12 protein-coding genes and 1 riboswitch are annotated in these 13529 nt (G+C 46.4%); of the genes, 9 read left to right on the plus strand and 3 right to left on the minus strand.

What is annotated here, in order from left to right:
- The first annotated feature begins 195 nt into the window (after positions 1-195).
- A riboswitch (cyclic di-GMP riboswitch) is annotated at positions 196-282 on the plus strand.
- Between the two features lie 95 nt (positions 283-377).
- The 3 genes from ACESLK_RS05920 to ACESLK_RS05930 are packed head-to-tail and all read left to right on the plus strand — an operon-like array spanning position 378 to position 4327.
- Positions 378-2177, plus strand: a complete 1800-nt coding sequence (locus ACESLK_RS05920; RefSeq protein ID WP_372663465.1) for a flagellar assembly protein A — start codon at positions 378-380, stop codon at positions 2175-2177.
- Between the two features lie 29 nt (positions 2178-2206).
- Positions 2207-3214 carry an HD-GYP domain-containing protein gene (locus tag ACESLK_RS05925; protein WP_372663467.1) on the plus strand — a complete coding sequence of 336 codons (1008 nt, stop codon included), beginning with the start codon at positions 2207-2209 and terminating at the stop codon, positions 3212-3214.
- 42 nt (positions 3215-3256) lie between these two features.
- Positions 3257-4327 (plus strand): branched-chain amino acid aminotransferase, encoded by a 1071-nt coding sequence (locus ACESLK_RS05930; protein ID WP_372663469.1) that lies wholly within the window; start codon positions 3257-3259, stop codon positions 4325-4327.
- Between the two features lies 1 nt (position 4328).
- Here ACESLK_RS05930 and ACESLK_RS05935 read toward each other — a convergent pair whose 3' ends face one another.
- Positions 4329-4895 carry a DUF3231 family protein gene (locus ACESLK_RS05935; protein ID WP_372663471.1) on the minus strand — a complete coding sequence of 189 codons (567 nt, stop codon included), beginning with the start codon at positions 4893-4895 and terminating at the stop codon, positions 4329-4331.
- Between the two features lie 65 nt (positions 4896-4960).
- Here ACESLK_RS05935 and ACESLK_RS05940 point away from each other — a divergent pair, with 65 nt between their 5' ends.
- On the plus strand, positions 4961-5692 hold the full coding sequence (locus ACESLK_RS05940) for a class I SAM-dependent methyltransferase (RefSeq protein WP_372663473.1): 732 nt from the start codon (positions 4961-4963) through the stop codon (positions 5690-5692).
- A 78-nt stretch (positions 5693-5770) separates the two neighbouring features.
- Here the strand turns inward: ACESLK_RS05940 and ACESLK_RS05945 are convergent, their stop codons facing one another.
- Entirely contained in the window at positions 5771-6289 is a 519-nt protein-coding gene (locus ACESLK_RS05945) for a MerR family transcriptional regulator (protein ID WP_372663474.1), read from the minus strand.
- 187 nt (positions 6290-6476) lie between these two features.
- Between ACESLK_RS05945 and ACESLK_RS05950 the strand changes: the two genes are divergently transcribed.
- The 3 genes from ACESLK_RS05950 to ACESLK_RS05960 all read left to right on the plus strand — a co-directional run bounded on the left by ACESLK_RS05950 (position 6477) and on the right by ACESLK_RS05960 (position 9273).
- A complete protein-coding gene (locus tag ACESLK_RS05950) occupies positions 6477-8015 on the plus strand; it encodes a GNAT family N-acetyltransferase (RefSeq protein ID WP_372663476.1) in 1539 nt (512 codons plus the stop codon).
- 17 nt (positions 8016-8032) lie between these two features.
- Entirely contained in the window at positions 8033-8911 is an 879-nt protein-coding gene (locus ACESLK_RS05955) for a carbon-nitrogen hydrolase family protein (RefSeq protein ID WP_372663478.1), read from the plus strand.
- Positions 8912-8982: 71 nt separating this feature from the next.
- Positions 8983-9273, plus strand: a complete 291-nt coding sequence (locus ACESLK_RS05960) for a DUF6509 family protein (RefSeq protein WP_372663480.1) — start codon at positions 8983-8985, stop codon at positions 9271-9273.
- A gap of 297 nt (positions 9274-9570) precedes the next feature.
- Here ACESLK_RS05960 and ACESLK_RS05965 read toward each other — a convergent pair whose 3' ends face one another.
- Positions 9571-9732 (minus strand): hypothetical protein, encoded by a 162-nt coding sequence (locus ACESLK_RS05965; protein WP_372663482.1) that lies wholly within the window; start codon positions 9730-9732, stop codon positions 9571-9573.
- A gap of 206 nt (positions 9733-9938) precedes the next feature.
- Between ACESLK_RS05965 and ACESLK_RS05970 the strand changes: the two genes are divergently transcribed.
- A complete protein-coding gene (locus tag ACESLK_RS05970) occupies positions 9939-11681 on the plus strand; it encodes an ABC transporter ATP-binding protein (protein WP_372663484.1) in 1743 nt (580 codons plus the stop codon).
- A gap of 63 nt (positions 11682-11744) precedes the next feature.
- Positions 11745-13523 carry an ABC transporter ATP-binding protein gene (locus ACESLK_RS05975; RefSeq protein WP_372663486.1) on the plus strand — a complete coding sequence of 593 codons (1779 nt, stop codon included), beginning with the start codon at positions 11745-11747 and terminating at the stop codon, positions 13521-13523.
- Positions 13524-13529 lie beyond the last annotated feature (6 nt).

Here is a 13529-nt window from a genome sequence, read left to right on the forward strand (position 1 = left end):
AGCAGCTCCCCTTAACTTAGTTAAGGGGAGTTTTTTTGTATTTAAATTCAATTACACAAATCGACAAAATCTTAACAATTATGCCATTGGACTATTGAAATTGATCAAAGGAAAGGAATATAATAGGTCATAAGTAGTAGGTTTTCTAATCATAGTAGTAGTAAATTAGTTCTATCATGCAGCTAGATCTTCTCACACACGAAAAGGCAAACCTTTTGAAAAAAAGGGACGCAAAGCTATGGGCCTACTGAACCGTTGTTCTAGGGTCGCCAAGCTACCGAATGGGGTGTGCGACACCATCCTCTCGGGTGGTGTTTTTTTTTATTATCTTAAATCTATTGTTAAGCATTAAATCGGTTTAATTGAGAGGTGTTAACTTGAACAATAATATGCCTGGGCAGGAGCGGACCAACGAAGCGGTTACCTATTGCCAGGAATTCAACAAGGAAGATGGGTGGATACAGGTCACGCAACAACGGATTATCGTTCACGATCCGGTGAATGGCGGGAAATACGCGACACTGACTCCCTTGCTGCCGGTGAAAATAAAAATAAATAACAAGGAAGTCCTCACAAAGGCCAAGGTTTCTTCTACAGACAGTATTTCTTGGGAGATCGAGGAACAACCTTTGTATGAGATCACCCTGTCCGAGGACAAGCTGCTTGCCTGTCTGTACCTCGTTTCTAAGGAGCGCCATCCTTGGTATTTGGCGGAAGTAAGGCGGGAAACGAGTGTGACATTGAGAGCAGAGATGAACAAGAACATCGTGTTAGAGACGGTTGATCTAAGCCAAGTCGTGAATAAGCTTGATCAAATGGCGATTAAGGCGGATATTGATTTCGCTGCCATCCAACAGGAGCTTCTGCTTCCCTCTCATCATCCTGTAATTGTGGCTCAAGGGAAGGCGCCGATACACGGAAAAGATGCCCGTCTAGAAATTTACTTCTCCCAGCAGCTAGAGAATCAGTTCTTCGAGGTTGCAGGCACAATCAATTTCCGCGACCATTTGCGCATTCCGTCTGTCAAAGAGGGGGAGGTAATGGCAAGAAAGATTCCGTTGGTTGAAGGGATTCCAGGTTACGATGTTGTGGGTTTCGTAAAGGCGCCTAGTCCGCCTAAAGATATCTCCGTCCACGTTAAGTCTAACGTTGAGATTACCGAGGACGGAACCATTATCGCGAGGAAGCAAGGCAGACCGAGAATGACGGGTGATAAAACAAAATTTTTCGATATTTCAACATCTTATGTCATTCCAGGGAATGTAGATATTGAGACGGGTAACATTGTCTTCTCGGGAGACGTTATCGTACAAGGTGATGTTACGGACAATATGACTATCGAATCTCTCGGTAATGTATACATATTCGGCAGTGTGTACAATTCTGCCATAACAGCTACGGGCAGTATTAATATTAGAGGGAATATTATTGCAAGCAAGCTTTATTCCGGCTATTTTGGCATGTTCTTCAGTCGGCTGTACCACACTTCAAAGCTGTTGTGCGATTCTATAGAGAGGCTGTTGTCTGCTTCCCAATTACTCGTTCATACGATGGAGGCAAAGAAGCAACCACTGCGGTACGGCCAAGTTATTTTGTTGTTATTAGAGAATAAAATGAGAGAAATTCCCGATGCAATCAAAGAATTGCTGATTGTTCTCACCCATATCCAACATATTAAACAAGAGGACTACGAGAATCTCAAGAGAATCTCCGAGATTTTCATCAAGCCAGACCAGCTGCTCGAGATAGCAACTTACAGCTTCGTACAAAACTTCCTAACCTTGCTTCAGGACACTTACGGAGAAGTCGCCCGAATGCAGGAAGAGAAAGCGGAGATCAGCATTAACCAATGCCACAAAAGTGAATTAAAGTCCAAAGGCGATATTGTGATCCATCGTGACGGAGTACTCCTCTGCGATTTGCTCTCAGCTAGGAGCATTACTTTTAGGCAGGATAATTCCATCTGCAGGGGCTCTACGTTGGAAGCGGGCGATAGCATCTCGGCTGGGATAGTCGGTGGTCAAACCGTGGCGAATTCTGTGCTTAAAGCCCAAAAAAGAGTGCATGTGAGAAGGCTGTATTCTGGACGGGTCTGCGTGGGTAAATATTGTAAAGATCTATTCGAAGTCGTAGAGAACATAACATTCGATAGCTTTAGTATGAAAAGGCGGGTGTAAGCGCCACAAAAAAGGAGAGGGCTAGTGAAATGAAAGAAGGCCAGACATTGCAGGTTCATTACAAGGGAATGCGAATTAACAAAAATATTTATAATCAATTAGGGACGCTCGTCATCCCTACCTTATCTATTCTCACTGACAACGACATCAATTTTCTCTACCAACAAAAAGTAGAGCTGAGCAATGAAGACGTGGAACCGGCGGCGGTTCTGGAGCTTGTCGATTCTGCGATTAAGGAAGTTAAAGATTTGTTCCATACAGCGACCTATGCGGATCAAATTTCATACACGGACGTCCGCGAGAAGATCATTCCGATTATCGTCTTTATGAGCCATCATCCTAATTTGAGTCAAATTCTCGCGCATTTGGAGCACCATGATGAATATGTTTATCGGCATAGTATAGGGGTTGCCTTAATTTCGAAGATAATCGGCAGAGCCAGGGGGTATGATGAGGAAGCATTAGATAATATTACTACAGCGGGATTCCTGCATGATATCGGGAAGGCGAAGATACCGGGTGAGATCTTGAAAAAGCCGGGGAAGCTTACTGCAGAAGAGTACGAACTCATGAAGCAGCATACGATATTCGGCTATGAGATGATTAAACAATCTATTGGCATTCCCGAACGGAATGCGTTTGTCGCCTTGCAGCATCATGAAAGGGAGGATGGCAGCGGATATCCCTTCGGATTGAAGGGCAACCAGATTGATCCGTACAGCAAGATCGTTGCTGTCGCGGATGTTTTCCATGCCATGATCTCCAAGCGAGTCTATAAGGATCCCGTTCCGTTCTACAAAGTACTTCAAGAATTGTCGGCCAACGTTTACGGTGCACTTGAACCGAACATTACCTTAAGCTTTCTGAAGAGAATAATGGATATGCTAATCGGAAATTCAGTGGTTCTGTCTAATGGGCTTGAGGGGAGAATCATTATGGTCAGCTCACATGATCCGGTTCATCCGGTCGTTGAGGTTGAGGGAGGATTTATCGATTTAAGCAAGGAGCAAGAGATCCATTTGGAACGCATACTATAACGCAACCTACGAATAGATTCAAGAAAAGGGGATGAAGATCAGATGGGTCAGACGATTACGGTGGAGCTATCTTCCGCTAAGAAACAAAAGCCTGCGAGCCCTGCGTTGCTGGGCTTCGGCAAGTACTTCACGGATCATATGTTCATTATGAACTATGATCAAGGCGAAGGTTGGCATCATCCGAGAATCGTGCCTTATCAGCCGATTCTGCTCGATCCCGCTGCTAAGGTATTTCACTATGGGCAGACGGTATTCGAAGGAATGAAGGTGTACCAAACGCTAGATCAGCGAATACTCATGTTTCGCCCGGCTAAGAATATCCAACGTCTTAACGCCTCGAATGATCGCTTAAGTATTCCTCCTCTTAATGAAGAGCTCGTGCTGGAAGCCTTAAGACAGCTTGTTCTAATCGACCGGGACTGGATACCTTCGGAGCAAGGTAACTCTCTTTATATACGTCCATTTATCATTGCGACACAAAATACGCTGGGAGTAGCCCCTTCGGAGAATTATCAGTTTATGATCATTTTGTCGCCGGTTGGCTCTTATTACGAGGAAGGAATCAATCCGGTCAGCATCTACGTAGAGGACCAATTCGTCAGGGCTGTACCGGGTGGGATGGGTACTGCCAAGGCCGGGGGAAATTACGCGGCAGGCTTGAAGGCGCAGCAGTTGGCTTCCGTCAAAGGATACTCACAGGTGCTGTGGTTAGATGGCGTGCACCGTAAGTATATTGAGGAAGTCGGAAGCATGAATGTTTTTTTCAAAATCGGGAATACCGTGCTGACTCCGGCACTTAATGGAAGCATATTGGATGGAGTAACTAGGGATTCGGTGCTTCAGCTATTGCGTCACTGGAATATTCCCGTTCAGGAACGATTGATCTCCATCGATGAATTAATAGATGCATTCGGAAGCGGCGAGCTGGTAGAGGCGTTCGGCACAGGGACAGCGGCCGTTATCTCGCCGATCGGAGAATTGTGCTTCCAAGGGAAGAAGCTTACGCTGCAAGAAGGCAAGACTGGTCCGCTCGCAGCGCAGGTCTACGATGTCATTACAGGGATTCAACGCGGGAGCATTCCCGATCCATTCGGTTGGGCGAAGGAATTATAAATTATGGTGTCGGCAGTCCGTTAGGAACATAATAGGGAGGTATTTTAATCCATCCGCGCTTACGCATTAAGGTTTTTAATGAAGCGCCAAACTTCAGTTTCTCTCCCTGAAATTTAGCAAACATCAGTCCCACATCATTACGTACGGATTGCATAGCGCCAGTAGCACAAGTCATGTAATTAGAGACAAGTTTAATGGATAACGCATTGGCAATTTCATCGTCAGTCAGTTTGACGCCCATAGGTACGGATTGGGATTCTGATGTTGGTTTGATCTCGGATACAGGGGGTAGAGTAACACCCTCTCTAAGCATGAAATTCCTTAGTTCGGTTGCTTGTGCCGTTGCTAAATCCAAAGATGCAGAAAGTGCATCTAAGAGGTCGTTATCTGTTGTTGTGTTTAATCCGATTTGCACGTTCGCTTTTTCTTCTTCAAGCATGGTTAGGTATGTCCAACATGTCATGGCTTCACCGATATGTAACGGTGGCTTCGGTTGATCATCTACTAGTGTTTTCATCACATCAATTGCCGCTTCGAATAAGTTTGTCAATATAACCACTGCTTTCATTTTTTTTAATATAGTTTGCGAATTTCTCCCCTTAAATATGTAGCAGCGCAGGAGAATCAGAGGGGATGTTACTCATCAACGGCGATATCGGACAAAAGGCCGGTTTGTTTGATCAAATGAAAGCGGTCTTGTCGCTTAGAGGAATTAAGAAGTCGAAGTTCGTCCTGCAGGCGGTTCGTTCCGGAGGTAGGCTGGAAATTGGAGGGAGGAACATGGCAGCAGAGATCTATCGCATGGTATCCTTCCTGTTCGCGGCGGCTGTGTTTCTAGCAGTCTTGTCCATTGTATATGCGAGCTGGAGGAACGGGATTACCCCTATGCCCGCATCCCGTTTAGTTAGACGTGAGGTATCCAATGAGATTCATCGGCTGAATAAGCAGGGGTCATTAGCGGATGCGGGCTCGGGATGGGGTACGCTTGCGCTGCATCTTGCGAAGCGGTGTACCGGCTGGCGGATTATCGGAATAGAGAACTCCGTGATTCCGTTGGCAGTTTCGAAGCTATTAGCGCGTTTAGCTCTTCGCAAGGATCAATTCGTTGCATCCGCTGAACCGGGTAATCCGATTTCTTTCATTCGGGGAAATTTATATAAGTATCCTTATGAGACCGTGGATTTGATTGTCTGCTACCTATTCCCAGGTGCGATGAGACGACTGAGCGGGATATTCCGTGATCGACTTACTCCGGGACAATGTATCATAAGCATATGCTTCGCCCTCCCTGGCTGGGAGCCGGATAGAGTGATTACGTGCAGGGATTTATATCGTACTCCTGTATATGTGTATACCGTCAAATGAGGCACATTACAATAATACCCTGAAAAGTATGATTGTGGTATTCCTGGGAGATGGTCTTATATTGAAGCGCTGCATTTTCTAAAAAAGAAAAAATCTCCTTTTCCTCTTATGAGGCTCAGAGGGCTCTTTCTTTAAAGGGTAGTCATTCCTAGGTAAACTGATCGGCTTGGGTGCCGGATTCCGCATCGTTTCAACGGAAGCTGCCAATTGGGCGACGACCTGACGCAGCTCTTCTAGCTCTACCCGGTGCTGAAGCACTTGCGCGGATACGACCTCATCGGCTTTTTGCTCAAGCGAGCGCTCGACCTCCCGAAGCCGGCTTATCATATCATCCATAGGAGTAGTGAGGCTATCGAAAGGCTTCAGAGGTTCTAAGACAGGATTAGTCGGGAGCGTGATCTGATCTAAGGAATCTCCCTGTTCGACTCGGTCTTTAATATAGATAAGCAGACTGATCTGTTTATCGGAAAGTGCATAATGACCATTTCGGTCCTTATGGAAGAATGAGGGGAAATGAGAGGCCCACCGTTTGATGGTCGTCTGGCTAACACCGAGCAGCTCTGCAGCATCCTTCGTTTTTAGAATTACCTTATCCAACTGTATCAACCCTTTCGTACGTTTGAATAGGATATTCGAGGTTTGCCATGAGCTTCCTGCGCAGGTGACAAAGGTAGTGTCGTTTCGATAATAATAGTGGTTATTCGGCGGTTGTTAAGGCGGGAATACGCTGATTGGCTCTATGGGTTATAATAGATATCAAACCACAAAAAAAGAGGTTGTCTATATGACATCAGATCAAATTTCGCAATTCGAGAAGAAGATCATCATTCGCAATATCGAGCGAGAAGACTTCGATAAGATTATCGAGCTTCAATATATTTGCTTTCCTAATATGCATCCTTGGAAAAAGGAGCAATTGGAAAGTCATATCCGCGTATTTCCAGAGGGGCAAATTTGCGTAGAGTTAGATGGAGATATTATTGGCTCCTGTTCTAGCCTGATCGTAAATTTTGATGACTATTTAGAGCAGCATTCCTATTCGGAAATAACGGATAAGGGTTATATTCGCAATCATAACCGCCGAGGCGGTAATCTTTACGGAATGGAAGTCATGGTTCATCCTGATTTCCGACGGATGAAGATCGGCAGAAGACTGTATGAAGCACGCAAACGTTTAGCGGAGAAGCTCAACCTTAAGAGTATTATTGTCGGCGGACGAATTCCTGGGTATCATCATTACAGCGACAAAATGTCTCCGAAAGATTATGCAGAGGAAGTGCTGCAGCAAAATATCTATGATCCCGTGCTTACGTTCCAGATGATGAATGGCTTCACGCTAAAGCGAATTATTACCAATTATTTGTCAGACGATGAGGATTCGATGAATTTTGCGGCATTACTGGAATGGAATAACATTGAATATAAGCCGAGCATCAATAAAACGCATTACAAGATGTCTTTCCCTGTACGGATATGCGTTGTTCAGTATATGCTGAAGAAGATCGATTCCTTCGAAGAATTCGCTACGCAATGCGAGCATTATGTTGATGTTGCTGCGGATTATAAATCGGATTTCGCAGTGTTCCCGGAGAACCTCACGATGCAGCTGTTATCCTTCTTGGAAGAGCGCTCACCGAGCTTAGCTATTCGGAAGCTGACAGAGTTTACAACGAATTATGTCGAGTTGTTCTCGGATTTAGCGGTGAAATACAACGTAAACATTATCGGCGGCTCTCACTTCGTGGAGAATAACAACCGAATTTATAACGTGGCCCATTTGTTTCGCCGGGATGGCACGATCGAGCAGCAGTACAAGCTGCATATTTCTCCGAACGAACGCAGATGGTGGGGCATTAACGGTGGATCGAAGCTCGAAGTATTCGATACGGACTGCGGCAAAATATCGATTCAGCTCAGCAGCGATATCGAGTATCCGGAAATCTCTCGGATCGTCGCGGAGGAAGGGGCTCAGATCATATTCGTTCCTTTTTGCGCGGAGGACAGGCAGACCTTTCTTCGGGTTAAATATTGCGCACAGGCGCGCGCGATCGAGAACCAGGTGTTCACGGTGACATCGGGAACGGTAGGGAATCTAACCCACGTAGACAATGTGGATATTCAGTATGCGCAATCGGGAATCTACACACCTGCGGATTTCTCCTTCTCGCGTGATGGGATTGCGGGTGAATGCAGCGAGAATACTGAAACGGTAATCATGGTCGAGGTTGATATGGAGACGCTGCAGCGATTCCGTAAATCGGAGGACGTCCTGACGTTTCGGGACCGCCGGACAGACATCTATTCCCTACAAATTCGTTCATGAACATACAAGAGGTGCACATGAAAAAAATAACGATCGCAACGACGCAATACGGACTTACGGATATCCTGACGGAAGAGCAATTCTGGACAGGGCTATCGGTTAAGATCCAGGATGCAGCAGAGAATGGTGCTGCCCTCATTGTATTTCCCGAATATTTAACCACTCACCTTCTCAGTATCGTTCCGACAATGATGCATGATGAAGCGTGCCATCATCTAGACCTCTACACGGCTAAGTATTTGCGGTTTTTTGAGCTTCAGAGCAAGGAATGGAATATCGCTATTCTTGGAGGCTCGCATATATGCCGCGAAGCTGGAGAATTCGTTAATAAAGCGTTTCTGTTCTTTCCTGATGGACGGATGGAGACACAGAGTAAGCTGCATCTGACACCGGAGGAGCATATCCGTTGGCCGTTAACTGCCGGTGAGGAGCTTAACGTCTTCGATACCGAGTGGGGCCGCGCAGCGATTCTAACCTGTTATGACATTGAATTTCCGGAGCTGGCAAGAGCTGCCGCCGTCAGAGGCGCGGAGCTGATTCTCTGTCCGTCCTATACGGATACTTCTTATGGGTATCATCGAGTTCGGCACTGCTGCCAAGCGAGAGCGATCGAGAATCAAGTTTTTGTCGTGATGAGCGGGCTGGTCGGTACTCTCACAGAGGATCGCCCTCAGGTGGATCAGGGCTATTGCCAAGCAGGTGTGTTCACGCCGTGTGATGTACCTTTTTTCGAGGATGGAATCATGCAGGTTGGAGAACTGAATCGGAATATGACCATTTTCGCCGAGGTGGATTTCCGCATGCTTCGAGAAAATCGTCAGCGCGGTGCGGTTGCTCCATTTTATGACCGTAGACCGGCTTTGTACGAGGAAGAATTTCGTAAAACCTCTAAGTAAGCTCTGAGGGTTCCACTTAAGGATGGGTGGAAACCAAACGGTCCGCAGATTGACCCAGGAAGGATGAAGACATGCTAACGATTACAGAGTATAGTGCTGAACTAGTGAAGGACCCTTTTAAGATTTTGACTGGTAAACGTTACGAGTTTCTGCTTTATTTGGACATTCCGGAGGACGATGAGCTTTATTCCGAGCATGGAATTTATATTAAGCTTGTATACAAATTGGAGGAAGACCAGGGGAGTATCGTAAATTACGATTTAATCGAGAGATCGACTGACCGAATACTCGACTTTGACGTGGAAGAGGACGAGGAAGCTCAATTAAACGCCTTCTGTAAAGAGAATTTGCCTGAAGATTGAGTCCTTTGAGCGCACACTCAGTACACCTCGGACTTTAGCGCACTTAGAGTGCGTTAAATCAAACGAATTCGCATCCCGTGGGCTTTAGCGCATTTAGAGTCGCTTAATTTGGCGGCACTCAGCAGACCATGGGTTTTGTCCACGGGCTTTAGTTCGTTAGCTAGTTTCTAGTTGCAATGTGAAATTAATTTACACCATGCTCCCAAGTGCCAATGGGCTCTGCATAAGTGAAGAACCTCGAGCACGATACTCGAGGTTCTTCTTCTTCTTCTTCTTCTTCCAGCCTAAGCCTTCAGCCTACAGCTTAGGCAATACATAAACCGCTAGGAAATACAGAACACCTAAGAAAATAATGACATAAGCGGCATATTTGATGAACGTGGCCGCGACTAAGCTGGAGTTCTTGCGTTTCTCTACATGAACTTCCTCAATATCCATATTGCGTTGTTGGACCGTCATTTGAACCACCCCTAATTTTGAAATATTTGTTGTTTCGACTGTCCCAAGGACGGCAGAGCCGTTATACTTGGTTACTCATAGTTACCCTAAGTGTTATACAACGAATCTTTTACGTAAGATGGGTATCGAGATAACCCGTAGACTAGAATCGGATGAAACTGTAAAATCAGGTAGTACCTGTTGAACTTTGGGAAGAGGTGAATTCCTTGCTATTTGTAATGAGGCTGCAATGGTTTTTCAAACAAAGATGGGGCAGTTACGCGATAGCGGTCACCATAATGACGCTAGTCAGCCTGCTCTCGATGGTCCCGCCTAAGCTAATAGGGGATACAATCGATCAGATCAATAAAGGCAGCTTAACGGGTTCCGCCCTGAATCAGACCGTGCTCTTGCTGGTCGGTCTAGCTTTGCTCTTATATATTCTGGTCTATTTATGGATTACGACCTTATTCGGTAACTCGGCGCTGATCGAGAAGCTGCTCAGAGGGCGTCTGCTCACGCATCTATCCAAGATGACGCCGTCCTTTTTCCAGCGGAATAGTACGGGACAGCTAATGGCGCTCGCTACCAATGATATTCTAGCTATCGGGCAAACGGCTGGGTACGGCGTTATGACGCTGGTGAACACGTTGGTTGGAGCTTCTGTAGTTATGGTGATGATGGTTTCGTTCATTAGCGTTAAGCTCATGTTAGCAGCGCTTATACCTTTGCCTTTCCTCGTTATTGTCATTAGTAAGCTAGGCAAGAAGGTAAGGACTCGGTTTATGGATGCCCAAGCCGCCTTCGGCAAGATGAATGATCACGCACTGGAATCTATCTCGGGCATCCGCGTCATTCGTTCCTACGTTCAGGAGAATCATGATCTTGATGCTTTTGATCAAATGACCTCCGAGGTTAGGGATAAGAACAGAAGAGTCTCGATTCTTAATGCTCTCTTTCAACCGACCATTTCACTTATTGTTGGTGCTAGCTACAGCATTGGGATTGGTTACGGCTCTTATCTTGTATTCGATGGGGAAATCACATTAGGGCAGCTAGTGGCCTTCAACATGTATCTAGGGATGTTAATCTGGCCCATGATCTCATTCGGCGAGTTTATTAATGTGCTGCAGCGCGGAAGCGCTTCTGCGGATCGATTGGAGACGACTTTAGCTCAGAAGGCTGATATACAAGAGGTGAAAGCCCCTGCGGTAATAGCTTCACCTGCCTCGATCGAGATGAAGCAGTTAACCTTTACGTATCCGACGGCAGAAAATACAAGTCTCAATAACGTCTCCTTTCGTCTTGAGAAAGGAGAGACGCTAGGAATTGTCGGAAGAACGGGGAGCGGGAAAAGTACATTGCTTAAGCAATTGCTTCGCCAATACCCTGTGGAACCCAATAGGCTTCTTATCTCTGACGTTTCGGTTGAACAGATTGCAATCGAGCAGATGAAGCGATGGGTTGCTTATGTACCTCAAGAGCATCTTCTGCTGTCCAAATCTATCCGCGACAATATCGCACTAGGTAAGCCGGATGCAACGGATGAAGAGATCGCCCACGCAGTAGAGATGGCCTCCTTCACGCAGGATATTGCACAGATGCCAGAAGGATTAGATACAATTGTCGGCGAGAATGGCGTTATGTTATCGGGTGGGCAGAAGCAACGTCTGGCGATTGCCCGAGCGTTGCTCATCGATTCCGAAATATTGTTGCTAGACGATTCATTATCTGCGGTGGATGCGCGTACGGAGAGCCGGATTCTAAATCATATCCGCAGAGAGCGAGAGGGTAAGACGACCTTAATCTCAACTCACCGTCTATCAGCCGTCAGCCATGCCAACTGGATTCTCGTCCTCAGTGAAGGGCAGATTCTCGAGGAAGGCACTCATGATCAGCTCATGCTGTTCGGCGGTTGGTACAAGGAGCAATGGGAGCATCAGCAGATGGAAGCCAGCTTAGAAGAATAAGCAATTTAATCCGGTACAGGATGCCCTACCGATCGCTGTAGCCCACTATAGAAGGAGGCCGCAATGAAACCTCAGCCATCCACGACGAGAAGATTGTTCGCGCATGCGCTTGTCTATAAATTCAGAATTATCGGCGCTCTGTTTGTTCTTTGCTTAGCGGTAGGCGCTGAGCTTGGCGGTCCCTTTATTACCAAAACCATAATTGATAAGCATCTGACTCCCGCTACGAGTGGACTTATACCCATCGCAGGTGATCTAAGTGCAGTACTCGGACTCCTTGGTTTATATTTGGCGCTTCTCCTATTCGCAAGTTTAGGCAATTTCACGCAATCGTATATTCTACAATCTACAGCACTGCAGATTATAAAGAACATGCGGATGGACTTAATGCGGCACATTCAACGGATCCCGCTGCGATACTTCGACAATACGCCGATCGGTCAGGTTGTATCGCGAATCGCCAATGACACGGAAGCTGTCCGTGACCTGTTCATGAGCTTCATGGCGACATTCGTCGTAAGCTTTATTCAATTGATGGGAATCTACGTTGCTTTATTTATCCTTGATGCGCAGCTCGCCGCATTCACATTGCTGTTACCGCCGATCTTCGTGTTGATTATGATCATTCACTTGAGATACTCGAAGAAGTATATTGCAGTCATGCGGGCCCGGCTAAGCGATATGAACGCGATGATTAATGAATCCATTGTAGTTATGCCGATTATTCAAGCCTTTCGCCGCGAGAAAGTTACACTCGAGGAGTTCGAGGTGCTGAATAAAGATAGGTATGTAAATCAGATCAAGCAATTCCGAGTGTTTTCCCTATCTTCTCGTAACATCGTAGGAACGATTGGCAGCTTAGTCACTGCGTTCGTGATTTGGCGGTTTGGAGGACAATCCTTGCAGGGTGCCATCTCCTTTGGTGTGTTCTATGCATTCGTCGAATATTTGGGAAGGATCTTTCATCCCATCATCGGGATTTTCGATCAGTTAACGAATGCGCAGAGAGCGTTCGTGTCCGCAGAGAAAGTGTTCGCGATTATGGACATGGAGGGTGCGGAGGTCGAAAATACGGATCAAGTGAAGCGTCCGGAAGGAATCGTGAAATTCGAAAATGTCACTTTTGCATATAAGCCTGGGGAAAATGTGTTAAAGAGTATTTCCTTCGAGGCTCGTAAAGGGGAGACTGTGGCGCTGGTCGGTCATACCGGATCAGGAAAAAGCTCGATCATCAATCTGCTGCTCGGTTTCTATGAACCAGGTGCAGGTAAGATTACGATCGATGGTAACGATATCCGCCATCAATCCAAGCAAGCGCTGCGTAAGAATATGGGGATCGTATTGCAGGATCCGTATTTATTCGCAGGAGATATTAAATTTAACGTGAGTCTGTACAACAAAGAAATTACGCTAGATCGGGTGAAAAATGCTTTAAAGGACGTGGGAGCAGCTCCATTCGTTGAGCAGCTGCCCAGCGGGTATGACGAGCTAGTTGTGGAACGCGGAAGCACGCTGTCTTCGGGGCAGCGCCAGCTGATTTCCTTCGCCCGGGCGCTCGCGTTCGATCCGTCCATTCTGATCCTGGATGAAGCAACGGCTAGCATCGACAGCGAGACGGAAGGGCTGATCCAACAAGCGCTTAAGGTCGTCAGTGAAGGCCGAACCACTTTAGTCATCGCGCATAGGCTTTCGACCATCCGGGATGCCGATCAGATCCTCGTGCTGCACCGCGGCGAGATCGTCGAACGCGGGAACCATGAAGCGCTCATGGCGCTTGAAGGCAGATATTACAAGATGTATCAGCTGCAAAAAGGAGAGAAGGCCACGGTTAACGTCCTATAAAACGAT

It is taken from the genome of Cohnella sp. (assembly GCF_041640265.1).
Classification (GTDB): domain Bacteria; phylum Bacillota; class Bacilli; order Paenibacillales; family Paenibacillaceae; genus Cohnella.

Excerpts from the sequence above, each read along its gene's own strand:
- ACESLK_RS05925 (WP_372663467.1), top strand. The coding sequence starts at position 2,207 with ATGAAAGAAGGCCAGACATTGCAGGTTCATTACAAGGGAATGCGAATT.
- ACESLK_RS05930 (WP_372663469.1), top strand. The coding sequence starts at position 3,257 with ATGGGTCAGACGATTACGGTGGAGCTATCTTCCGCTAAGAAACAAAAG.
- ACESLK_RS05935 (WP_372663471.1), bottom strand. The coding sequence starts at position 4,895 with ATGAAAGCAGTGGTTATATTGACAAACTTATTCGAAGCGGCAATTGAT.
- ACESLK_RS05940 (WP_372663473.1), top strand. The coding sequence starts at position 4,961 with ATGTTACTCATCAACGGCGATATCGGACAAAAGGCCGGTTTGTTTGAT.
- ACESLK_RS05950 (WP_372663476.1), top strand. The coding sequence starts at position 6,477 with ATGACATCAGATCAAATTTCGCAATTCGAGAAGAAGATCATCATTCGC.
- ACESLK_RS05955 (WP_372663478.1), top strand. The coding sequence starts at position 8,033 with ATGAAAAAAATAACGATCGCAACGACGCAATACGGACTTACGGATATC.
- ACESLK_RS05960 (WP_372663480.1), top strand. The coding sequence starts at position 8,983 with ATGCTAACGATTACAGAGTATAGTGCTGAACTAGTGAAGGACCCTTTT.
- ACESLK_RS05965 (WP_372663482.1), bottom strand. The coding sequence starts at position 9,732 with ATGACGGTCCAACAACGCAATATGGATATTGAGGAAGTTCATGTAGAG.
- ACESLK_RS05975 (WP_372663486.1), top strand. The coding sequence starts at position 11,745 with ATGAAACCTCAGCCATCCACGACGAGAAGATTGTTCGCGCATGCGCTT.